20 protein-coding genes are annotated in these 23435 nt (G+C 60.9%); 15 read left to right on the top strand and 5 right to left on the bottom strand.

Annotation, left to right across the window (positions count from 1 at the left end; translation table 11 throughout):
* Positions 1-118 precede the first annotated feature (118 nt).
* From ACN0SO_RS20710 to ACN0SO_RS20695, 4 genes are all read left to right on the top strand, one after another.
* Entirely contained in the window at positions 119-967 is an 849-nt protein-coding gene (locus ACN0SO_RS20710; RefSeq protein ID WP_417680644.1) for a peptidylprolyl isomerase, read from the top strand.
* Positions 968-1077: 110 nt separating this feature from the next.
* Positions 1078-2325, top strand: a complete 1248-nt coding sequence (gene argJ, locus ACN0SO_RS20705; protein WP_417680642.1) for a bifunctional glutamate N-acetyltransferase/amino-acid acetyltransferase ArgJ — start codon at positions 1078-1080, stop codon at positions 2323-2325.
* Between the two features lie 98 nt (positions 2326-2423).
* The gene (locus ACN0SO_RS20700; RefSeq protein ID WP_417680640.1) at positions 2424-2831 is read left to right on the top strand and encodes a (deoxy)nucleoside triphosphate pyrophosphohydrolase; all 408 of its coding nucleotides are present in this window, start codon (positions 2424-2426) and stop codon (positions 2829-2831) included.
* A 41-nt stretch (positions 2832-2872) separates the two neighbouring features.
* Entirely contained in the window at positions 2873-3097 is a 225-nt protein-coding gene (locus tag ACN0SO_RS20695; protein ID WP_417680638.1) for a Flp family type IVb pilin, read from the top strand.
* A gap of 176 nt (positions 3098-3273) precedes the next feature.
* Here the strand turns inward: ACN0SO_RS20695 and ACN0SO_RS20690 are convergent, their stop codons facing one another.
* The gene (locus ACN0SO_RS20690; protein ID WP_417680636.1) at positions 3274-4164 is read right to left on the bottom strand and encodes a methyltransferase domain-containing protein; all 891 of its coding nucleotides are present in this window, start codon (positions 4162-4164) and stop codon (positions 3274-3276) included.
* Positions 4165-4313: 149 nt separating this feature from the next.
* Between ACN0SO_RS20690 and ACN0SO_RS20685 the strand changes: the two genes are divergently transcribed.
* The 4 genes from ACN0SO_RS20685 to ACN0SO_RS20670 all read left to right on the top strand — a co-directional run bounded on the left by ACN0SO_RS20685 (position 4314) and on the right by ACN0SO_RS20670 (position 6844).
* Complete coding sequence (locus tag ACN0SO_RS20685) at positions 4314-5072, top strand: ComF family protein (protein WP_417680634.1); 759 nt, start codon at positions 4314-4316, stop codon at positions 5070-5072.
* Between the two features lie 91 nt (positions 5073-5163).
* Positions 5164-5421: a glutaredoxin 3 gene (gene grxC / locus ACN0SO_RS20680; RefSeq protein ID WP_417680633.1), complete on the top strand. Its 258-nt coding sequence runs from the start codon at positions 5164-5166 to the stop codon at positions 5419-5421.
* Positions 5422-5462: 41 nt separating this feature from the next.
* A complete protein-coding gene (locus tag ACN0SO_RS20675; protein WP_417680631.1) occupies positions 5463-6314 on the top strand; it encodes a carbon-nitrogen hydrolase family protein in 852 nt (283 codons plus the stop codon).
* Positions 6311-6844, top strand: coding sequence for a DUF1178 family protein (locus ACN0SO_RS20670; protein WP_417680629.1), 534 nt, complete (start codon positions 6311-6313; stop codon positions 6842-6844). Before ACN0SO_RS20675 ends, ACN0SO_RS20670 begins: the two co-directional genes overlap by 4 nt.
* Positions 6845-6947: 103 nt before the next feature.
* Here the strand turns inward: ACN0SO_RS20670 and ACN0SO_RS20665 are convergent, their stop codons facing one another.
* Entirely contained in the window at positions 6948-7433 is a 486-nt protein-coding gene (locus tag ACN0SO_RS20665) for a phasin family protein (RefSeq protein WP_417680627.1), read from the bottom strand.
* A 215-nt stretch (positions 7434-7648) separates the two neighbouring features.
* On the opposite strand from ACN0SO_RS20665, the gene ACN0SO_RS20660 reads away from it, so the two are divergent.
* Positions 7649-9496 carry a PHA/PHB synthase family protein gene (locus ACN0SO_RS20660; protein ID WP_417680625.1) on the top strand — a complete coding sequence of 616 codons (1848 nt, stop codon included), beginning with the start codon at positions 7649-7651 and terminating at the stop codon, positions 9494-9496.
* A 10-nt stretch (positions 9497-9506) separates the two neighbouring features.
* Here the strand turns inward: ACN0SO_RS20660 and ACN0SO_RS20655 are convergent, their stop codons facing one another.
* The gene (locus ACN0SO_RS20655; RefSeq protein ID WP_417680623.1) at positions 9507-10196 is read right to left on the bottom strand and encodes an alpha/beta fold hydrolase; all 690 of its coding nucleotides are present in this window, start codon (positions 10194-10196) and stop codon (positions 9507-9509) included.
* Between the two features lie 32 nt (positions 10197-10228).
* Positions 10229-10987 carry a bifunctional 2-polyprenyl-6-hydroxyphenol methylase/3-demethylubiquinol 3-O-methyltransferase UbiG gene (gene ubiG / locus ACN0SO_RS20650; RefSeq protein ID WP_417680621.1) on the bottom strand — a complete coding sequence of 253 codons (759 nt, stop codon included), beginning with the start codon at positions 10985-10987 and terminating at the stop codon, positions 10229-10231.
* A gap of 181 nt (positions 10988-11168) precedes the next feature.
* Here ubiG and ACN0SO_RS20645 point away from each other — a divergent pair, with 181 nt between their 5' ends.
* The 6 genes from ACN0SO_RS20645 to clpB all read left to right on the top strand — a co-directional run bounded on the left by ACN0SO_RS20645 (position 11169) and on the right by clpB (position 20640).
* Entirely contained in the window at positions 11169-12419 is a 1251-nt protein-coding gene (locus ACN0SO_RS20645; RefSeq protein WP_417680619.1) for an aspartate kinase, read from the top strand.
* A 73-nt stretch (positions 12420-12492) separates the two neighbouring features.
* A complete protein-coding gene (gene ptsP, locus ACN0SO_RS20640; RefSeq protein ID WP_417680618.1) occupies positions 12493-14760 on the top strand; it encodes a phosphoenolpyruvate--protein phosphotransferase in 2268 nt (755 codons plus the stop codon).
* Between the two features lie 63 nt (positions 14761-14823).
* A complete protein-coding gene (prfA, locus tag ACN0SO_RS20635) occupies positions 14824-15897 on the top strand; it encodes a peptide chain release factor 1 (RefSeq protein WP_417680617.1) in 1074 nt (357 codons plus the stop codon).
* Between the two features lie 2 nt (positions 15898-15899).
* A complete protein-coding gene (gene prmC / locus ACN0SO_RS20630) occupies positions 15900-16757 on the top strand; it encodes a peptide chain release factor N(5)-glutamine methyltransferase (RefSeq protein WP_417680616.1) in 858 nt (285 codons plus the stop codon).
* Between the two features lie 352 nt (positions 16758-17109).
* Positions 17110-17814: a DUF4167 domain-containing protein gene (locus tag ACN0SO_RS20625; RefSeq protein ID WP_417680615.1), complete on the top strand. Its 705-nt coding sequence runs from the start codon at positions 17110-17112 to the stop codon at positions 17812-17814.
* Between the two features lie 228 nt (positions 17815-18042).
* Positions 18043-20640, top strand: a complete 2598-nt coding sequence (clpB, locus tag ACN0SO_RS20620; protein ID WP_417680614.1) for an ATP-dependent chaperone ClpB — start codon at positions 18043-18045, stop codon at positions 20638-20640.
* 92 nt (positions 20641-20732) lie between these two features.
* Here the strand turns inward: clpB and ACN0SO_RS20615 are convergent, their stop codons facing one another.
* Positions 20733-22712, bottom strand: a complete 1980-nt coding sequence (locus ACN0SO_RS20615) for a M23 family metallopeptidase (RefSeq protein ID WP_417680613.1) — start codon at positions 22710-22712, stop codon at positions 20733-20735.
* Between the last annotated feature and the right edge of the window lie 723 nt (positions 22713-23435).

The raw sequence follows: 23435 nt of genomic DNA, 5'->3' as shown, positions 1-23435 counted from the left end.
ACGCTCGACAGATAAGAGGGGGCCAGATGCTTGTCAACGCCGCTGGTTTCGGCAAAGTTGCATCGCCCTGCCGGGTAGGGCGTTTATAAAAACAGTTCCGAATTGCAAAGGACACCAAATGTTCCATTTTTCCATGCGCCGGTCTGCACGGTTGCTTCTCGTACCTGCGCTCGCACTGACGCTGGGTAGTACGGCAATTCATGCGGCAGAACCGGGCGATGTCGTCGCAAAGGTCGGCGACGCGGAGATCACAGAGGCCGATCTCGCCTATGCGGCTCAGGATATCGGCGCCGACCTTCAGAAATTTCCGCCGACGCAGTGGCGTTCCATTCTGCTCGATGTCGTCGTCGACATGGAACTCTTCGCCCAGGCGGCCAAAAAAGACGGTCTCGACGAGAGCGACGACGTCAAGCGCCAGTTGAATTTCCTGACGCTGAAGGTGCTGCGCAACGCCTATCTGAAAGACAAGATCGACGCCTCGATCTCCCCCGATGATCTGAAGGCGGCCTATGAAAAGGAATACGCCGACTTCAGCGGCGAGGAAATCAGCGCGCGCCATATCCTCGTCAAGGACAAGGCGGAAGCCGAAGAGATCATCAAACAGCTGGAAGACGGAGCCGATTTCGCCGAACTGGCCAAGGAAAAGTCGACCGGGCCGTCCGGACCCAAAGGCGGGGAACTCGGATATTTCTCAAAGGGCCAGATGGTGCCGGAATTCGAAACGGCCGCTTTCGCTCTGGACAAGGGCAGCTTCACAAAGGAACCGGTTCAAACCCAGTTCGGCTGGCACGTCATCAAGGTCGAGGACAAACGGCCTCAGGAGAAGCCGAAATTCGAAGATGTCGCGGCACAACTGCGCCAGCAGCTCATTCGCGAACGCTATGAGACGGTGATGGCGGAGCTGAAGGCCGACACGCCGGTCGAGATCCTGGATCCGACCCTCGAGGAGCAGCCGGAAGCGAAATAAGCGCATTTGCGTTTAAACACACTGGACGGGACCGCTTCGGCGCAGGCATAAGAGCCTGAACCGGAGCGGTTTTCTTTTTCTTGATCCCACGTGCTGCAGGAGTTTGGCCTATGGCCGCGTCAGCGTCAGTTTCTCCCCTTGCCCCCAAATCCTATCCGGACATGCCGGAAATCGATGGGGTTCGTTTTGCAACGGCCGAAGCAGGCATCAAGTACAAGGGCCGGACAGACGTCCTTCTGGCGCGGATCGACGCGGGAACCACCGTTGCCGGCGTCTTCACCAAGTCGCGTTGCTCGTCGGCACCGGTCGACTGGTGCAAGTCCATCCTGAAAACGGGAAGCGCCCGCGGTTTGATGGTCAACTCCGGAAATGCCAATGCCTTCACCGGCAAGAAAGGCAAGGCGGCCGTCGAGCTGTCTGCGCGCATTGCCGCCAGGGCGCTGGACTGCAAGCCCGAAGAAATCTTCCTTGCGTCCACGGGTGTGATCGGCGAGCCGCTGGCTGCGGAGAAGTTCGAGACGGTGATCGACGGTCTTGCGGCGATGGAAAAGCCGGCCGCGTGGATCGACGCCGCCAGGGCGATCATGACCACCGATACCTATCCCAAGGTGGCCACCGCCTCGGTCGATCTCGACGGGGAAACCGTCACCATCAACGGCATGGCCAAGGGCGCAGGGATGATCGCCCCGGACATGGCAACCATGCTGTCGTTCATCTTCACCGACGCGGCGATTTCCGCCGACGTCTTGCAGGCGATGCTTTCCGGGGAAGTCGACGGTAGTTTCAATTCGTTGACGGTCGACAGCGATACCTCGACCTCCGATACGGTGCTGCTGTTTGCAACCGGCACGGCGGCGAAACGGGGCGTGGAGCCGATTGCATCCCTGGACGATCCGCGTGTGGCCACGGTGCAAGCTGCGCTTGCCGACGTGATGGTGAACCTGTCCCAGCAGATCGTGCGGGACGGCGAAGGCGCGCGGAAGTTCGTGGAAATCCAGGTCGAAGGCGCGGAGAGCGACGCATCGGCCAAGGTCATTGCCATGTCGATCGCCAATTCGCCGCTGGTGAAGACGGCGATCGCCGGTGAGGACGCGAACTGGGGCCGTGTGGTCATGGCGGTCGGAAAGGCCGGCGAACCCGCGGACCGGGACCGGCTGGCCATCTGGTTCGGCGACGTTCGTGTCGCCGTGGAAGGCGAACGCGATCCGGATTACTCCGAACAGGCCGCAAGCGCGGTCATGAAGGAAGAAGAGATCGTCATTCGCGTCGATCTCGGTTTCGGCGCCGGCTGCGCCCGGGTCTGGACCTGCGATCTCACCAAGGAATATGTCGCCATCAACGGCGATTACCGAAGCTGACGGTCGACGGACGGCGCACATCGCACGCCACTAAGAAGTGTTGCGTAACAGGGTAAACCGTCCGTAAGCCATCTGTCAGACAGTGGAACAGTCTATTCATGAGCCGTATTGTCCTGGTCGCCGCCTGTGCCCTTGTCGATATTGACGGGCGTATCCTGCTTGCCCAAAGGCCGGAAGGAAAATCAATGGCCGGATTGTGGGAATTCCCGGGCGGCAAGGTCGAGGCGGGCGAGCGGCCGGAAGAGACACTTATCCGAGAACTTGACGAAGAACTCGGCATAAGCGTTAACGAAGCGTGCCTCGCGCCCCTGACCTTTGCGAGCCACGCTTATGAAGATTTTCATTTGTTGATGCCACTTTACGTCTGCCGTCGATGGGACGGAACGCCGAGCGCGATGGAAGGTCAGGCCCTCAAATGGGTCCGCCCCGTCCGGCTTCGCGATTACCCCATGCCTCCCGCCGACGAACCGCTGATACCGCATCTGATGGATCTGGTGTCGACGTAAGGGGCATGTTGCCCCGATCCGTTTGGTGAAAGGGCACTGTGATGACGCATGTTGGAAAGGCAGCCGGCTTCTTCGAAACTGGACTTGCAGCCTCCGTGCAGCGTTTCTCCGGAGAAGAGACAGGTGCCACCACCGTCGAATACGGCATGATCGTCGGAATGATCAGCGTCGCCATCATAGCGACCCTGACGTCGATCGGCTTGACGATCCGGGACGATATCTTCGGCGTAATCTCCACCGCGATGAGCGGCGGCGAGGCGAACTAGTGTGGTGGATTTGAAATACGCCTCTTTTCCGCAACCAATGCCGGAGCGTATTTCAAATCCCAAAACCACACTAGAAACATATATTTGCTCGTCACCCCTTTGAATCTGAAGTTCGTTCAGAACACGCTGAGAAAAGAGACGAACTTCAGATCCGAGTGACTGGCCCTTCCTTCCGACTATTTCTTCAGATCGCCTTTCTGTGCATTCAGGGCATCAGCAAGGCTTGTTTTCGCTGAGCCCGGCTTCAAGGGTTTCTGCTGGCTCTCGTGCGGGGCCCAGCCGGAGAGTGACACGAGGGCAAAGGTTGCCCGGATCCGTCCATCCGCATCCGCGTGATCGCGGGCGTAAAGCTCCGCCGCCCTGAAGAAAACCTGTTTCGACAGGGGGGTTCGGCTGCGTTCCCGCAAGACAGATGCCGCACCCATCGCCCTCAGATCGTTCATCAGGTCGAACAGCGAATTGTAGCGGACGGTGATCCGGTCGAGGTCGGTGACCGGCAGGGCGAAGCCGGCTCGCTGGAGCAGGCTGCCCAGTTCGCGGACATCGGTAAACGGGCCGACCCGCGGGGCCGCGCCGCCGCTCAGTTCCAGTTCCGCGCGCATCAGCACATCGCGCAATTCGAAAAGCGTCTCGGCGCCCGGCAGCGTGGCCAGGAACAGGCCATCGGGCTCAAGCGCCCGGCGGATCTGGATCAGGGTCCCGGGAAGGTCGTTGACGAATTGCAGGGAAAGCGCGGATACGATCAGGCCGACCGAGGCATCCCTCAGCGGCGGCAGAGCATCGTCAAAGACGAAATCGGGCGGATCGAGCGCAGGGTCGGGATCGAACAGATCCCCCCGGTAGACGGTTTCGACCTTGCCGCTTTGTTTGAGCATGGCGGCGATATGCCCGGTATGGCCGCCCAGATCGATCCCCGTTTTGAAATTGCGGCTGATCATCGACAGCCGGTCGGCAAGGTCGTCGCTGACGGTCTTCAGCAGGAAATCCGCGCCGTTTATTTTTTTCCGGAGCGCGTTGAGACGGCGTTGCCTGAAAAGCCGGCGGTCGAAGATGTCGGGAGCGGTCATCGGATTTCACGGTTCCTGCTGGCAGCCAATTCCGGCTGCGATCTTTCGTTGACATAGGCAATGCAACCGTCCGCGTCAAAAACGTGATAGCCTGAGCGGTGTTTTTCCGAAGGTGGGCCGTGGTACACGCGAGTTTGGCGGGAAAGAGGGTGTTCGGAATTGCCGGGCGGTGGAGCCGCCGGGCCGCCGGCGGCGTGCTCGATCTGTTGTTGCCGCCGCGATGTCTTGCCTGCTCAGCCGTGACCGATCAGCCCGACGGACTGTGTGCCGATTGCTGGCGCGACATGCCGTTTCTGGAACAGCCCTGGTGCGCGCGTTACGGAACGCCGTTTTCGCATGATATCGGCAAGGACGGCCTGTCTCCGCGCGCCATAGCCGAGCCGCCGGTGTTCGACAGGGCGCGGGCGGCCACTCATTATTCCGGTACGGCTCGGGATCTTGTCCTGGCTCTGAAGTTTTCCCGGAGGCGGGAACTGGCCGGGCCCATGGGAAGCTGGATGGTTCGTGCGGGCCGGGAGTTCCTGGACGAAAACAGCGTGATCGTGCCCGTGCCGCTGCACCGGTTCCGTCTGTGGCAGCGCCATTTCAATCAGGCCGCGGATCTTGCGCGCGCTGTCGCCGAAATGTCCGGCGGCACCTATGTACCGGAATTGCTGCATCGCAACCGAAGGACACGCCAACAGGTCGGGCTCGATGCCGTCGCCAGGCAGAGGAATGTGCGCGGGGCTTTCGGCATCCGTAAGGATCTGGAGGAGATTGTTTACGGAAAACAAGCGGTTCTCGTTGATGATGTGCTGACGACCGGTGCAACGGTTACCGCTTGCACCAGGATCCTCAAGTCGGCGGGCGCTGCGGGTGTCGACGTGCTGACGTTTGCAAATGCGGATCCGGCAAGTGCTCTCGCATGAGTGAGAGATGCTGCAATTGCACTCAGCTTGAAAATAGCCATATAACGGGGCAGCTTTACAGGCGGAAAGCCTGAAAACCCAAGGAAACACAATGGCTGAAGTCGTCATCTATACACGCCAGCTTTGCGGATTTTGTACGGCGGCAAAACGTTTGCTGGAAAAGAAAGGCGTCGCCTTTCAGGAATTCGACGCGACCTTCGATCCCGCGCTCCGGCAGGAAATGGTGCAGCGCGCAAACGGTCGCGCGACATTCCCGCAGATCTTCATCGGTTCGACCCATGTGGGCGGCTGCGACGAGTTGCACGATCTGGAACGAGCGGGCAAGCTGGATCCGCTTCTGGCCGCCTGAAGACGGGATGACCGGATAAAAATGACAGGTGGGAACCGGCAATGAGCGACTTCACCGCAGCATGCGTGCAATTGCGCAGCGGCAAAAACATCGCCGACAACATTGAGCTTTGCTCGGACCTGATCCGGCAGGCGGCCGATGCCGGCGCCCGGTTCATCCAGACACCGGAGATGACCAACGTCCTGGTGCGCAGCCGGGATGAGTTGATGGAGCGTATTGCCGGCGAAGACGAAGACATGACCGTCGCGCGGCTCCGCAAGCTGGCGGAGGAACTCGGCGTCTGGATCCACATCGGTTCCATTGCGGTCCGTTTCGGCGACAAGGTCGCCAACCGGGGATTTCTCCTGTCGCCGGAAGGACGCATTGCCGCACGATACAGCAAGATCCATATGTTCGACGTCGATCTGCCCAACGGCGAAAGCTGGCGCGAATCCGCAACCTATGAGCCGGGCACCAAAACGGTCATTGCGGAGTTGCCCTGGGCGCGTCTGGGGATGGCGATCTGTTATGACGTGCGGTTCCCCGCGATCTTCCGCGAGCAGGCTCGCCAGGGTGCGGAGATTCTCTCGGCGCCGGCCGCCTTTACCCGCCAGACCGGTGAAGCCCATTGGCATGTGTTGCAGCGCGCCCGCGCCATCGAGAACGGGGCCTACATGATTTCGGCGGCCCAGGGCGGGCGCCATGAAGACGGACGGGAGACCTACGGGCACAGCGTGATCGTCGATCCCTGGGGTGTCGTGATCGGCGAACTCGATCATGATGAACCCGGTTTCCTGACGGCCGTCATCAAGCCGGAGGAAACCGGCAAGGCGCGCCAGCGTATCCCTGCGATCGCCAATGAACGTGACTTCTCGGTCGAAATCGTTCGTCGGGTTCAGGAGACGATGAATTGATCCGCTACGCGCTGACCTGCGATTTTACGCATGAATTCGAAGGATGGTTCCGCAATTCGGATGATTTTTCGACCCAGAACGACAGGAAGCTCATTTCCTGCCCGGTCTGCGGGTCGACCGATATCCGGAAAAAGCTGATGGCGCCGGCGGTTTCCACATCACGGGCGAAACGAAGGTCGATCGAGAACGATCCGGCCGCTCAGATGCCGGCCGTTCCGGACGCGCAGGTCAGTGTCCCGGCACCGGTTGCTGCAGGCGCCGACGCGCAGGTCGTTCAGCAGGCGGCGCTCATGCCCCAGGACGTGCGCCAGAAAGAAGTCATCGAGGCGCTCAAGACCCTGCGCAAGCGCATGGTCGAGGCATCCGACTATGTCGGCAAGGACTTTCCCGAAGAAGCCCGCCGGATGCATTACGGCGAAACGGAAGAGCGCAACATCTACGGGGAATCGAGCCTCGAAGACGCCAAGGCGCTGCTGGATGAAGGGATAGACATCCTGCCGCTTCCCGTTCTTCCGGACGAGAAGAACTAGGCCAAAAGAACCAGGCCAAGGCCATCCTTGCGGGAAAGGCTTCTATCGAAGCCTTTCCCTGATTCATGATCTGATGATGTGCGAGGCGGTAGAACCGCCGGTTTCAGCTCTTGCTGGCCGGAGCCTTTTTCCGGGAAACCGGCTTGGTGGCTTCTTCCATGCTTTCTTCCGCGGCATGGGCCAGTTCGGATGCGGCTTCAACAGCGGTCTCGCCGAGTTCCTCTACGGTCGCCATGCCCTTGTTCAGGCCGCTTTGAAACAGCTCGATCTGCTTGGTGAAATGGCTCTGATATTCGTCGGCCATTTTCGTGTAGAAGGTCTGCAGGGTGGCAAAGGCCTGGTCGGGCATCGTGCACTCGCCCAAGGCCTTGGCGCATTCGAAATCCTCATGCAGCCGATGGCTGACGAAATTCATGTGATCGTCCAGCGCCTTTTCGGCCTGCTCCCAGACCGCGCGCTGGGCATGCTGGATCCCTTCGAAAGTCTTTTCCTCGAGCCTGTCTTCCCGCTCGGCGAAGGCCCAGTTGGAAAACGCGGGCATCATCATCTTGGTGAGATCGAACGGTGCTGGTGTGGTCTTTCCCGACATGACGTTCCCCTTTGCTGTTGAAGAGAGTTGGAGCAAGGATGCCTGCGGCCCGGTACAGCCTGATCGTTAGCCGGCTCTTCACCTTGCCTAGCTATTAACATTATTGCAATGCACCCTAATTGATCTACGTCATAGAGTTGTGACGATTTTAAGGGAACTTTCGCGCTTGCGATGACAAAGTTTCCCGGATCTAAACCCAAGGTACGGAGGGCGCGATGCCCGTAAAGCCTGACAAGCCGAAACCTGTGTCCCGAAAGCGGGACGGCAACAAATCCGCGATCGAGCATTCTCCGATGGACTTCGAACAGGACCTCGAGGCCGTCGAGGACAGCTATTCGGTGACCGCATTCGCGGAACTGATGGATCGGGCGACACGGGCAACGATCGCCCGCGGCACCATGGGCATATCTCCGGCCGCTTTATGGAGCGCCTATATGGACTGGGCGCTGCATCTGGCCATGTCGCCCGGCAAGCAGGGGCGGCTTGTCGAAAAGGCCTGGACCAAGTGGCAGCGGCTGCTGCGCTTCTCGGCCGGGGTCTGCGCGACCCATGGCGATGGCGAGCGCTGTATCGAGCCCCTGCCGCAGGACCACCGGTTCGATCATCCGGGATGGGAGAAGTTTCCCTTCAACATCTATTCCCAAAGCTTCCTGCTCGGTCAGCAGTGGTGGTACAACGCCATGACCGACGTACGGGGCGTGACCGCTCATCACGAGAAGGTGGTTGATTTCACGACCCGCCAGATCCTGGACTTTTTCTCGCCGTCCAATTTCTTCTGGACCAATCCGGAAGTGATCGAGCGGACCGTTCAGGAAGCGGGGATGAACATTGTCCGGGGCGCGCAGTATTTCACCGAGGATCTGGACCGCCAGAGCCGGCATCTCCCGCCGGCAGGCCTGGAGAATTTCGAGGTCGGCGGCAATCTGGCGAATACGCCCGGCAAGATCGTCTACCGGAACCGGCTGATCGAGCTGATCCAGTACACGCCGACGACGGACAAAGTCCGGCCGGAGCCTGTCGTGATCGTGCCGGCCTGGATCATGAAATATTACATCCTCGACCTGTCGGAACAGAACTCGCTGGTGCGCTATCTCCTGAGCGAAGGCTATACCGTCTTCATGATTTCCTGGAAAAATCCGGGAAAGGAAGACCGGGATCTGGGCATGGAGGATTACCGCAGGCTCGGGGTTCAGGCGGCGCTGGATGCGGCGCTGGCGATCACCGGTGCGGACAAGGCCCATATGGCGGGTTACTGCCTGGGAGGGACCCTGCTGTCCATCGCGGTAGCGGGCATGATGCACAACGGCGGCCATCATGTGGCCAGCCTGTCCCTGTTTGCGGCCCAGACCGATTTCACCGAGGCCGGGGAATTGACCCTGTTCATCGACGAGAGCGAGGTCTCGTTCCTTGAAGACATGATGTGGGAACAGGGTTTCCTGGATACCAACCAGATGTCGGGCGCTTTCCAGCTGCTCAGGTCCAACGACATGATCTGGTCGAAAGGGGTGCGCGAATATCTTCTGGGCGAACGGGCGCCCATGTTCGATCTGATGGCATGGAACGCGGACGGAACGCGCATGCCCTACAAGATGCATTCGCAGTATCTGACCGAGCTTTTCCTGCACAATGATTTTGCCGAAGGGCGATACGAGGTCGATGGTCAGCCGGTTTCGGTCGAGGACATCCAGGTGCCGATCTTCGCGGTCGGGACCGAACACGATCACGTGGCGCCCTGGCGTTCGGTCTACAAGATCGTGCATCTGGCGGATTCGGAAGTGACCTTCGTGCTGACTGCCGGCGGGCACAATGCGGGCATTGTCAGTGAGCCGGGGCACAAGAACCGACATTACCGGATCATGACCACGCTCGAGCATGACGGATACATCGATGCCGGAACCTGGAAGGAACGCGCCGACATGTGCGAAGGCTCCTGGTGGGAAGCCTGGTCCGACTGGCTTAACCACCGATCCGGCAAACCGGGCGATCTGCCGCCCGTGGGGAACGAGGAAAAAGGCTATCCTGTCCTCGGCGACGCGCCGGGAACCTATGTTCGCGTGAGCTGATAACCGGAGGTCATTCCGACAGCCACCGGGTCAGTTGCGCGGTGACGGCCTCGGGCTTTTCCAGGGTCGACAGATGGCCCGATCCCTCGATGACCGCCAGCCGGCTGTCCGGGATCAGGCCCTGGATTTCCCGTGCGAGGTCGGGCGGCGTCAGGCGGTCGCCATCGCCGACCAATACCAGCGTCGGGCATTTGATTTCGTGAAGCGTGGGGCGGGAGTCATCGCGCCGGATCAGGGCCGTCTGTTGTCGGATAAAGGCGTCCGGGCCGGTGTCCATGGCCATTTCGACCACGATGGCTTTCAGCTCCTCATCGTCTTCCCTGCTCTCATGGACGAACCCCGGGTAGAGCAGGTGCGGAACCTTCTTGAAATCCTTTTTCCGGGTCAGGTCGATCAGAAACTCGCGCCGCTCGGTCTGTTCCGGCGTATCCGCGCGGGCGTTGGTATCGAGCAGTGCCAGTCGGCTCACCCGTTCGGGCGCGATCCGCATGATTTCCATGGCAATGTAGCCGCCCATGGAGAGCCCTGCGAGGGAGAATTTCTCGGGCGCCTTTTCCAGAATGCTTGCCGCGATTGCGGGGATGGTGTCGTGCCGGCGGTGGTCGGCGATCATGAGCGGCCGGTCCGCAAAGGCGACGATCTGCTGCGTGTAGAGAAGTTCGGTGCACAGGAGGCCGGGCACAAAAACGATCGGTTCCATGGGATCTTTGCCTTTTGGATGAAAGAGCCGGATCAGGCGTCTGGCCGTTCTGCCAGGAGCATGTAGTTCACGTCCATGTCCCGTGACCGTTTCCAGGTGTCCGTCATCGGGTTATAGCTGACGCCGCAGCGATCTATGATCCGCATGCCTGCTTCGTTGAGGGGCGCTTCGATTTCCGCCGGCCGCATCAGCTTGTCGAAGGTGTGGGTTCCCTTGGGCAGCCAGCGCAGGACATATTCGGCACCGACGATCGCCAATGCGTAGGCCTTCAGCGTGCGATTGATGGTCGCAACGAACATCAGGCCGCCGGGGCGGACCATTTTCGCCGTCTCGCTCAGGAACAGGGACGCATCGGCGACATGTTCGACGACTTCCATGTTCAGGACAACATCGAAGGTCTCGCCGGCCGCCGCGAGTTCCTCCGCGGTCTGCGCCCGGTAATCGATGTCGAGGCCGGAACTCTGCATATGCAGTTTCGCGACCTCGATGTTCGTGGTTGAGGGATCGGCGCCAATGACTTCGGCGCCGAGGCGGGCCATGGGTTCGCACAGGAGCCCGCCGCCGCAACCGATGTCGAGGAAGCGCAAACCCTTGAAGGCCGCAGGCGATTTCGGATCCCGGCCGAATTTCTCGCAGACCATCTCCTTGATGTAGGCGAGGCGGACCGGACTGAACTTGTGCAGGGGGCGGAACTTGCCGGTCGGGTCCCACCACTCGGCCGCCATAGCGGAAAAGCGGGCGACTTCCGCCTCATCGACGGTGCTTGCGTTCCGGGTGGTCGCGTCACTCATGTCGGTTCCTTTCCTCAGGGCACTGCCTGACTGTCATAATATCCGGGCGAGAACTTGAAGCTCGGACAGGTTTTGTCAAGACGCCCTGTTGCGGCGAAAGACCTCTGCCTGTATGGATGGCGCCCGATCCGCCGGGCGCGGTCAGCGCTCTCGTTCCTTTCATGAAAAGACTACGACCACAATGGCGCGACTGGTAATGAAATTTGGCGGCACCTCGGTTGCCGACCTGGACCGCATTCGAAATGTGGCCCGACATGTGAAACGGGAAGTCGATGCCGGGCACGAGGTGGCGGTGGTCGTCTCCGCCATGGCCGGCCAGACAAACAAGCTGGTGGACTTCTGCCGGGAAGCATCCCCCCTTCACGACGCCCGGGAGTATGACGCCGTCGTCGCTTCCGGCGAACAGGTGACCTCGGGCCTCCTGGCAATCGTGCTACAGGACATGGGCGTCAATGCCCGGTCCTGGCAGGGCTGGCAGGTGCCGATCAAGACCGACACGAGTCATGGGGCGGCCCGGATCACCGATATCGACGGCAGCCTGCTGATCGAGCGGATTTCCCAGGGCCAGGTGGCTGTTTGCGCCGGTTTCCAGGGGATATCCCCGGACAACCGGATCTCGACGCTGGGCCGCGGCGGGTCCGATACCAGCGCGGTGGCGATTGCGGCCTCGATCAAGGCCGACCGCTGCGATATCTACACCGATGTGGATGGGGTCTATACGACCGATCCACGCATCGTGCCCAAGGCGAAGCGGCTCGACCGGATCTCGTTCGAGGAGATGCTGGAAATGGCTTCGCTCGGCGCAAAGGTGCTGCAGGTTCGCTCGGTCGAAATGGCCATGGTCTATGGCGTGCGGACCTTCGTGCGCTCCAGCTTCGACGACCCGGATGCGCCGCAGATCGGCATCGGCAACCTTCCCCCTGGAACCCTTATTTGCGACGAGGACGAACTCGTGGAACAGCAAGTTGTGACCGGCATCGCTTTTGCCAAAGACGAAGCCCAGATTTCGATTCGCGACGTGGCCGACAAACCGGGCGTTGCCCATTCGGTCTTCGGTCCGCTGGCCGATGCGCACATCAACGTCGACATGATCGTGCAGAACATCTCGCCGGACGGAAAGACGACGGACATCACCTTCACCGTGCCTGAAACGGACTACCAGCGGGCGATCAAGGTTCTGGAAGAGAACCGGGATGCCATCGGTTTCCAGAATCTGGAAGGCGCCACGGATGTGGTCAAAGTGTCCGTGATCGGCATTGGTATGCGCTCTCATGCGGGTATCGCCGCCCAGTGTTTCCGTGCGCTGGCGGAAAAAGGCATCAACATCCGCGCCATCACGACATCGGAAATCAAGATTTCCGTGCTGATCGATTCTGCCTATACGGAACTTGCAGTCAGGACTCTCCATTCGCTATACGGATTGGACGGATAGAACGGTCCGATTCAGGCAGAGGGGCCGAAGAGGTCTTCCATTTGCCGACAATGCGAACCTGACGGGGTAGGCGATGCGCAGCAACCTGGCCGGTCCGCGCCTGTTGCTCCGCAGGCTCCGCGAAGTCATGGCGGAGCCGATCACGGCGCAGGAGCGGCTCGACAAGATTGTGGTCCTGATCGCGGCGAATGTGGTCGCCGAGGTGTGCTCCGTCTATATCCTTCGGGCCGACGGCGTTCTGGAACTCTATGCCACGGAAGGTCTGAAGGCCGAAGCCGTTCACCAGGCGTCGCTCCGGGTCGGCCAGGGCCTTGTCGGTCTGATCGCGGCCGAAGCCCGACCGCTCAATCTTCCCAACGCCCGCGCCCATCCGGGCTTTGCCTATCTCCCGGAAACGGGTGAAGAGGAATACAATTCCTTCCTCGGCGTGCCGATCCTGCGTGCGGGCCGGACGCTCGGCGTCCTGGTCGTTCAGAACAAATCGCACCGGACCTACCTCGAGGATGAAGTCGAGGCGATGCAGACCACGGCAATGGTCATTGCCGAAATGGTGGCTGCCGGCGAACTCGAAGCGATCGCCCAGAAGGGCACCGGTCTCGACCTCTCCCGACCGATTCATGCGATCGGTGTCCCGCTTTCCGAAGGTGTCGGCCTCGGCCATGTGGTGCTGCACGAGCCGCGAGTCGTGGTCACCAACCTGATCGCCGAGGACACGGACAAGGAAAGCCACCGGCTCGAGGCGGCCATCAACCGGCTGCGCCTGTCCATCGACGATCTTTTGTCCAGCGGCGACATGGCGGCCATTGGCGAGCACCGGGATGTGCTCGAAGCCTATCGGATGTTTGCCAACGACCGGGGCTGGATCCGCAAGATCGAAGAGGCGATCCGCAACGGCCTGACGGCCGAAGCCGCCGTCGAAAAGGTTCAAAGCGACATGCGTGCGCGCATGCTGCGCCAGACCGATCCTTATCTGCGCGAGCGGCTGCATGACCTCGACGATCTTGCTCATCGCCTGATCCGGGAGCTGATGGGGCGCCAGCACGGTCCGCTCGCCTCGGAACTGCCGCAGGATGCGATCATCGTGGCCCGCAACATGGGGGCGGCCGAACTGCTCGATTACGGACGCGACCGGATTCGCGGTCTGGTTCTGGAGGAGGGCGGCCCGACCAGCCATGTGACCATCGTTGCACGGGCACTGGGGATTCCGACCGTCGGCCAGGTGGAGGATATCGTCAGCCTGGCAGATGCGGGTGACGCCATCATCGTCGACGGCGAGGCCGGCGAGGTCTATCTGCGCCCGGCGACCGATGTCGAGAACGCCTATGCCGAAAAGGTCCGGTTCCGGGCACGGCGCCAGGCACAGTACCGGCGCCTGCGCAACAAGCCCTCCGTCACCAAGGACGGTGTCGAGATCTCCCTGCAGATGAATGCCGGGCTGCTGGTCGACCTGCCGCATCTGGCGGAGGCTGGAGCGGTCGGCGTCGGCCTGTTCCGCACCGAGCTGCAGTTCATGGTCGCTTCGTCGTTCCCGCGCATGCGCGAGCAGCAGGCGCAATACGAACAGGTGCTGGATGCCGCGGACGGGAAACCGATCACCTTCCGCTCGCTCGATATCGGCGGCGACAAGGTGCTGCCCTATCTGCGCTCCATTCAGGAAGAGAACCCGGCGATGGGCTGGCGCGCCCTGCGCCTCGGCCTCGACCGGCCGGGGTTGCTGCGGACGCAGATGCGGGCGCTGCTCAAGGCGGCCGCTGGCCGCGAACTGAAACTGATGTTTCCCATGGTCGCCGAGGTGGACGAGTTCCTGAAGGCGAAGAGCCTGGTGGAACGTGAGATCAAGCACCTGCGGCGCCATGATCACGGCATTCCGGACAACATCCGGCTCGGGGTGATGATCGAGGTCCCCTCGCTCCTGTTCCAACTGGACGAACTTCTGCATCATGTCGATTTCGTCTCGGTCGGCTCCAACGACCTGTTCCAGTTTTTCTGTGCCGTCGACCGGGGCAACACACGGGTGTCCGACCGCTTCGATCCGATCAACTTCGCTTTCCTGAGGGCGCTCAAGACCATTGTGGATGCGGCAAACAGGGCCCATGTTCCGGTGACCCTGTGCGGCGAACTCGCCGGACGTCCGCTGGAGGCCATGGCGCTCATCGGTCTGGGGTACCGGGATCTCTCCATGTCGCCGGCTTCTCTGGGACCGGTGAAGGCGATGCTTCGTTCGCTCGATGCCGGGCGGTTGTCGGCCCGGCTTCTGCCGCGCCTGGAGCCAGGCCATCCGGAAACGAATATCCGCGAATTCCTGTTGCGCTTTGCGTCCGATATGGACGTGGCGCTTTAGCTAAGATCATTTCACGACCACCCGGGCTCTCTTGCCGAGAGGCCTTGAAGGAGACAGGCGCTCATGCTGGCGCGTAACAAGCTCGATACTTTGTTGGACCGGTTCGCCGAGATCGAGCATCAGATGTCCGCCAACCCGGACCCGCAGACCTATGTGAAACTGTCCCGGGAATATGCCGGGCTGGAACCGCTGATTTTCAAGATCCGCACCTATCTGAAGGCGCAGGACGATCTGGCCGATGCGGAAGCGATGCTGGCGGATCCGGACACGGATCCGGAGATGCGCGAACTTGCCGAGGCCGAGCGGGACGAACTTGAGGAAAATCTCGAGACCCTGACCCAGGATGTCCGGATCGGGCTGTTGCCGAAGGATGCCGCGGATTCCAACGATGCCATCCTGGAAGTCCGGGCCGGGACCGGCGGAGACGAGGCAGCGCTTTTTGCCGGCGACCTTTTCCGCATGTACCAGCGTTATGCGGAATTGCACGGCTGGAAGGTGGAGGTCCTGTCGGCCAGCGAAGGCGAGGTCGGCGGCTACAAGGAAATCATCGCGGCTGTGTCGGGAGAAAACGTCTTCGCGCGTTTGAAGTTCGAATCCGGCGTCCATCGGGTGCAGCGGGTACCGGCCACCGAATCGGGCGGACGGATCCATACGTCGGCGGCGACGGTTGCCGTGCTGCCCCAGGCGGAGGACGTGGATGTCGATATTCAGGACAGCGATCTGCGCATCGACACTTTCCGCGCCTCGGGTGCCGGCGGACAGCATGTGAACACGACGGATTCGGCGGTTCGCATCACCCATATGCCGACCGGCATCGTCGTCGCGGTTCAGGACGAGCGGTCGCAGCACAAGAACAAGGCCCGGGCCATGCAGCTTTTGAGGGCGCGCATCTATGACGAGGAGCGTGAACGCGCGGCCAGCGAACGCACGGAGGCCCGCAGGCTTCAGGTGGGGTCGGGCGACCGTTCAGAGCGGATCAGAACCTATAATTTTCCGCAAGGCCGCGTGACCGACCACCGGATCGGTCTGACGCTCTACAAGCTGGACCAGATCATTTCCGGCGAGGCGCTGGACGAGGTGATCGACGCCCTGATCATGGACCACCAGGCCTCGCTGCTCGCCGCAGAAGAAGTCTGACGATGAAGATCGGCGCCCTCGTTCGCGAAATCAGAGGCCGATTTCGCGATAAAGGCCTTGAAACCGCCGATCTCGATGCGCGGCTCCTGGTTGCCGCTGCCCTGGATCTGGACGTGTCAACGGTCATACTCGGTGCCGACGACGAGGCGTCCGAAGGCGCATGCGGCAAGGCAAGGGCGTTGTGCGAAAAGCGCCTGTCGGGCATGCCGGTCGGGCGTATTCTTGGGCATCGGGAATTCTGGGGCCTCGATTTCAGGCTCAATTCCGAGACGTTGGAACCGCGGCCGGACACGGAGACGCTGGTCGAGGCGGTTCTTGAACGGACACCGGTGGAAACCCGGTTCCGATTTGCCGATATCGGCACCGGCACCGGAGCGATCGCGGTCGCGCTTTTAGCCGAACGCACAAACGGCCTGGGCGTGGCTGTCGATATTTCCGAGGTGGCCCTGCAGTGCGCAGCGGGGAACGCCGCAAGGGCGGGTGTTGCGGGCCGCTTGCTCTGCGTTCGCGGGGACTATTGCGCAGCACTCGGTCGGGGGTTCGACTGGATCATCAGCAATCCGCCTTACATCGCATCCGCTGTCGTCGAGGGGCTTGGCGCGGAGGTGCGGGACCATGATCCCCGACGGGCGCTCGACGGTGGAATCGATGGTCTGGATGCCTATCGTTCTATCATCGCGCAAGCCCGAAGCTGCCTTAACGTCAACGGGCGAATCGCCCTTGAAATCGGCTTTGACCAGGCGGACGCCGTTGCGGCGCTTCTCGGCGACTACGGGTTTTTTGCTATTGAAATCATTCAGGATCTTGGCGGAAACGACCGGGTTCTTGTTGCAAGGCGATATAAAAAGCAGGCGTTTTAAGCCTATGGAGAAAAACCGCTTGGAAATCCGGACGGAAACGGTTAGGTTCACCTCGCCGAGACCGGAATAAGTGATCAGCAAATTGCGGAGCACGCCCATCCGGCAACGTGGGGACAGACGCTTTTGCGTTATGGAATTCGTTGCACAAGGGATGACCCGGACTTTCGGACTGTCGCAGAAACCAGCGAGTGCATCGGTTGCTGACCGGTAGGACAGAACTTGTGCGGTCGTTTCAAATGACAGGCGCTGACCCTCACGGTTGGTTTCGGCATTTATTTCGTATCGGTATTATAGAATTCCGATGATGGGCCGGCGATAAGCAGGCCGCCGTTCTTTAAGAGAAAACGGCAGGATGAGACCAGGAAATCAAAACAACAAGCGCATGCGTGGGCGTGGCCGCAAAGGGCCGAATCCGTTAAGCCGGAGCTATGAATCGAATGGCCCGGACGTAAAGATCCGCGGAACTGCACTGCATATCGCAGAAAAGTACCAGCAGCTCGCCCGGGATGCACAGGCTTCCGGCGACCGGATCATGTCTGAAAACTATTTCCAGCATGCGGAGCACTATCTGCGGATCGTTGCTGCGGCCCAGGCGCATCTGCAGCCTGCCGCACAGAGCAACCGTTCGGACGGAGATGATGCGGGCCAGGAAGCTGCCGCGTCGGGATCCGGCACGACCGGTTCCTCCGATCGCCGCGATCAGGTCCAGGCGTCCGCCGGTGGCGACATGGTCGGCGAAGACAGCCCGCAGCCCTACATCGAGGATATGCCGCTGATCGATGCATCCGGTCAGGTCAACGGTCATGCACCCGAAGCCGGTTCGGAAAATGGCGAGGACGCCAAACCCCGTCGGCGCACACGCGGCACGCGTGGACGCGGAGCCAAGTCCGAGACGGCTGAAACGACTGCCGAAGCCAATGCGGCTTCGGAAGAAGCGGCCGGTTCGAGCGATGATGATGAGGCGCCCAAGCCGAGAGCCCGTCGGGCTCCGCGGCCGCGCAAGGCCAAGCCGGCGGAAGAAAGCTCCGATGCAGAGGTCGTTGCGGCCGGCGAATAAGGTCAGCCCCGATCAAGCTGAAAGATATAAACGGCGTCCTTGAGGGCGCCGTTTTCTTTTGTCCTGTCCTGATGCAAAATTTCGGCGGCCCCCTCTTTTGTTGTCATTTTGCAACACTATATCGGAGGAGCGGGGCTCAACGAGACCGCGCAGATGCCTGACGGCAGGATCTGCATTCCGAAATCATCGGCCATGCTTCGGGTGGTTCCGATGGCAAGGAGGGAAAGTATGAATTTCGAAAAATACACTGAGCGGGCGCGGGGTTTCGTACAGTCGGCTCAGACCTATGCTCTTGGCCAGGGCCATCAGCAATTCACCCCGGAACATGTTCTCAAGGTTCTGCTGGACGACCCGGAAGGGATGGCCAGCGGCCTGATCGAACGTGCCGGCGGCCAGGCGAAGCTTGCCCAGGCCGAGGTCGAGCGTCTTCTTGAGAAAATGCCGAAGGTGTCCGGCGGCAGCGGTCAGCTCTATCTGGCGCCCGCCACGGCCCGTATCTTCGACCAGGCTGAAAAAATCGCGGAAAAGGCCGGTGACAGCTTCGTGACCGTCGAGCGTCTGTTGCTGGCGTTGGCCATGGATGCGGACAGCGAGGCCGGCAAGCTTCTGAAAAACGCCGGTGTGACGCCCAACAGCCTGAACGAGGCGATCAACACGCTTCGTCAGGGGCGGACCGCGGACAGCGCGACGGCCGAAAACCAGTACGACGCCCTGAAGAAATATGCCCGGGACCTGACCCAGGTGGCGCGCGACGGCAAACTCGATCCGGTCATCGGTCGGGACGAGGAAATCCGCCGGACCATCCAGGTTCTGTCGCGACGCACCAAGAACAACCCTGTGCTGATCGGCGAGCCCGGCGTGGGCAAGACCGCCATCGCGGAAGGCCTGGCGTTGCGGATCGTCAATGGCGACGTGCCCGAATCCCTGAAGGAAAAGCGATTGCTGGCCCTGGACATGGGTGCGCTTATTGCGGGCGCGAAGTATCGCGGTGAATTCGAAGAACGTCTGAAGGCGATCCTCTCGGAAGTCGAGTCGGCTGCCGGCGGTATCATCCTGTTCATCGACGAGATGCATACGCTGGTGGGTGCCGGCAAGGCGGACGGTGCGATGGACGCTTCCAACCTGCTGAAGCCGGCCCTTGCGCGCGGCGAGCTCCACTGCGTGGGCGCGACCACGCTCGACGAATTCCGCAAGCACGTGGAAAAGGATGCGGCCCTAGCCCGCCGGTTCCAGCCGGTTTTCGTCAGCGAACCGACGGTGGAGGACACGATCTCCATCCTGCGCGGTATCAAGGAAAAATACGAGCTGCATCACGGCGTCCGGATCACCGATTCGGCGATCGTCGCGGCCGCGACCATGTCGAACCGGTACATCACGGACCGGTTCCTGCCGGACAAGGCCATCGACCTTGTGGACGAGGCCGCAAGCCGGCTGCGCATGCAGGTCGATTCCAAGCCGGAAGAACTGGACGAGCTCGATCGCCGGATCATCCAGCTCAAGATCGAACGCGAGGCGCTGAAGAAGGAAGACGACAAGGCGGCCAAGGACAGGCTGGAAAAGCTCGAAAAGGAGCTGTCCAACCTGGAAGAGGAATCCGACGCCATGACCCGCCGCTGGCAGGGGGAAAAGGAAAAGCTGAATCTTGAGCAGAAGATCAAGGAACAGCTCGACCAGGCACGGATCGATCTGGAAATCGCGCAGCGGCGCGGCGATCTGGCGAAGGCCGGCGAGCTTGCCTACGGCGTGATCCCGGACCTGGAGCGCAAGCTGACGGAAGCCGAGGCGGCCGATGACAGCGACGCCATGGTCGATGAGGCGGTCGCACCGACCCACATCGCCCAGGTCGTCTCCAAGTGGACCGGCATTCCGGTCGACAAGATGCTGGAAGGCGAGCGGGAAAAGCTGCTCCGGATGGAGGATGTTCTGGCCAACCGCGTGGTCGGCCAGGCCGAGGCCATCCATGCGGTGTCGACCGCGGTCCGCAGGGCCCGGGCCGGGCTGCAGGATCCCAACCGGCCGATCGGGTCGTTCATGTTCCTCGGCCCGACCGGGGTCGGCAAGACCGAACTGACGAAGGCGCTGGCAAGCTTCCTGTTCGACGATGACAGCGCGATGGTGCGTATCGACATGTCGGAGTTCATGGAAAAGCATTCCGTGGCCCGGCTGATCGGGGCTCCTCCCGGTTATGTCGGTTATGAGGAAGGCGGCGTTTTGACGGAAGCCGTCCGCCGCAGGCCGTATCAGGTGGTCCTCTTCGACGAGGTCGAAAAGGCTCATGGCGACGTTTTCAACGTGCTGCTGCAGGTGCTTGACGATGGCCGTCTGACCGATGGTCAGGGCCGGACCGTGGACTTCCGCAACACGCTGATCATCATGACGTCGAACCTGGGTGCGGAATTCCTGGTCAGTCAGCCGGAAGGCGAGGACTCCGATGCGGTCCGGGATCAGGTGATGGGCGCGGTGCGGGCGCATTTCCGCCCCGAGTTCCTGAACCGTCTTGACGAGATCGTTCTGTTCCATCGCCTGCAGCGCTCGCAGATGGCAGACATCGTCGCAATCCAGCTGGAGCGGCTGCGCGGCCTTCTGGCCGATCGCAAGATCACCCTGGAACTGGACGACGGCGCGCTCGCCTGGCTTGCCCAGAAAGGCTACGATCCGGCTTATGGTGCCCGGCCGCTGAAGCGGGTGATCCAGAAGGAAGTACAGGATCCGCTGGCGGAAAAACTGCTGGCCGGCGAGATCGTCGACGGGCAGACGGTCGAAGCGACGGGCGGGGGAGACCGGCTGGTCTTTTCCACCCGGGACAGTTCCGCTGCCGCGGCCTGATCACTTCGCTAAAAACGAAAAAAGCCGGCCATGTTTGCCGGCTTTTTTTATATCCAAAGCGTATTCTTTCGGCGGCGTGGAGTTTTCAAACCTTATTGAACCGCGGAGGCGACCCTGGAGGGGCGCCTTGCCTGATCCAGCAACGCATCGATGCGCAGGCGCTCGGTTTCGAATTGCGCCAGCATCTCGCCTTCGAGCACGCGGCCACGCGGCAGGCGGATCCGCATCGGATCCACGTAGCGCTCGTTGACCTTGACCTCATAGTGCAGGTGCGGACCGGTCGACAGGCCGGTGGACCCCACATAGCCGATGATCTGGCCCTGGCGCACCTGGACGCCTTCGTGAATGCCCTTGGCGAAACCGGACTGGTGATTGTAGGTCGTGATATAACCGTTGGCATGGCGGATCTCGGTCCGGCGGCCGTAGCCCGAACTCCAGCCGGCCTTGATCACCGTGCCGTTGCCGGCCGCCATGATCGGCGTGCCGCGCTGGGCGGCCCAGTCCACGCCGGTATGCATCTTGGAATAACCGTGGATCGGGTGTTTGCGCATGCCGAAGCCGGACCGGAACCGGCCTTCCGGTACGGGTTTGCGCATCAGGAATTTCTGAGCGCTCTGACCGTTGGAATCATAATAATCTATCATGCCGTCATCCGGGGTGCGGAACCGGTAAAAGCGCCGCTTCGTGGAGCCCGTGTCGAGTGAGGCATAGAGGACTTCAGGCGGGTTGTCGGTGTCCTTGTCCGTGTCGGCGTAGAAGACTTCGATGGAGTCTCCGGGCTGGACTCTGGAATTGAAATCGACGTCGAAGGAGAAGACCCGGATCAGTTCCTCAATCAGCGGCTCGGGCATATCCTGCTCCAGCGCTGTCTGGTAGATGCTGTCATAGATCGCAGGCGTCGGTCCGCCATAAGAAATGCGATCGGCCTCTGCGAAGGCGTCTGCCAGGAAGGTCGTCGGCGCCTTTGCCTTGACGTAGGCACCCGTATCGGAACGGGCGACGGTCGCCTTGTGAACCGTATCGGAATAGAGGCTGATGCGCTCCGGGCGCATGCGGCCGGTCTTCGGGCTCGGCGCATAGGCAATGCGAAGCCGTTGGCCGGCGACCAGTTCGTCAATGCTGTAGGTGTTGACGAAGGCGTTCTGGATCAACTCCGCCTCTTCCGGGGTCGCATCATTATCCGACAGGACATCCGCGATCGCGCTGTCTTCGGAGATGGGAACGATCTTCTCGTCCATTCCGGCATACCGGGTTTCGTCGTCGCGTTTGGAAATGAAGGAGACGTTTTCCGGCGTGATCCGCACCGCCAGTCGGGCGTATTCGGGCTGGCGGGCCAGATTGAAATCGAAACGGCCCGGATCGACGATCGACTTTGCCGCCGTTTCCACCGTACTGTCCGCGAGGAACCGGGCTGTCTGGCGGACGCTTTTTTCGACTTCGGATTCGTCCGGTGTCTCGTCCAGGTCGATCGACGAACTGTCCTCGGGGAATGATCTCAGGCTGATGCTGACTTCGCCTTCGACCTTCGCGCCGTAGTCGGCATTGGAAAATATCGATTCCGTTGCCAGTCTTTTCGGTTCCACCTGGACATCGGAAAACATGTCGAGCGGGTTGAAGGGGGGGATCGCGTCCGTGAGTTCGGAATTCTTCCGGGTCGCCAGGCTGGAGCTGATCAACACATAGGGCCGAACCCGAATGTGCTCCCGTTCTCCGTCGCGCGTAACCACATTGACGGGGATGACCTGCCGGTTGGCGTATTCCTCTGCGGTGCGTATCACCCTGTCGCCCTTGGCGCCCGGTCCATCCGATGGCGGCGAGAACTGGGCATTGCCTGCATACTGGTCCGGGTTGGGAGCGGCGGTGACGCTGTATTGTCCGTCGAGGGCGGCAAACAGGGCACCTCCCATCAGCACGAGGGACGTAATACCCGTCAGCACCGATCCGGTCAGCCAGCGGAGTGAGACGTTTTTTCGGTCCGGCAGGATCTGCCGTTCGTCATAGACGACGAGGGGCGGGATATCACCGAGATCGACCGTCGAATGGTGGTGCGTATGAAAAGGGCCAAAATGCATTTCGCGGCTCAGGTTCCTCGCAGTCGCATGAAGACATGTCGAACGATCGTCATGCGCATCCAAACGGGTTTTACAGGTGCAGGCGAAAAATGCCGATTTGTTGGCTATCCGTCAATCTGCAGCACGGGTAAAGATGTCTTTGTTGTCAGCTTCATATGCCTGAGGGTCTTATTTTCGAACAATCAGGCCAATCTGGGGCGGAGGCGTCAAAGAAGGCCTCTTTATATAAAAGGGGCCTTTTGCTGCCCGTTCCTGGTCGCTGTGAACAACGGTCCGCGCATGCCCCAAATCCGGTTTCGGTCCGACGGACAGGGGTAAACCGACATCATTGCCTGGAATACGCAAAAAAACTTCCGGGATTTTACCGTTGAGCAGACGGAAGCCGCGTCGTGCATCGTTATTAGGTCCCGGAAATCCGCCGTTTTTTTGCGGCTCCTGCCTGTGTGAATCTTTTTTGACAAAGGTTGTTGACTCGGAATGGGCCCCTGCGTATAACCCCCTCCATCGACGGCGGCGCTGCGGACAACGCGGTGCCAGCGCCAGTCGGTTCTACCAGACAACTGGACGTGACCAAGCTCTTCGGGGCAAACACTAAAGTCGTCGCTAGTCCTTGGAAACAGGGGCGAAATTCGCCAAATAGCGAATTGTTCTTTGACAATATGATATATTGAAGGAAGGGAAGCGTGGACGGCGTTGTTCTTGCGGAGCTGGGGCTTTATTGTC

The organism is Roseibium sp. (assembly GCF_048260565.1).
Taxonomy (GTDB): Bacteria; Pseudomonadota; Alphaproteobacteria; order Rhizobiales; family Stappiaceae; genus Roseibium.
The sequence above is the reverse complement of the archived record's forward strand: the minus strand, read 5'-3'. Positions and strand labels throughout refer to the sequence as shown.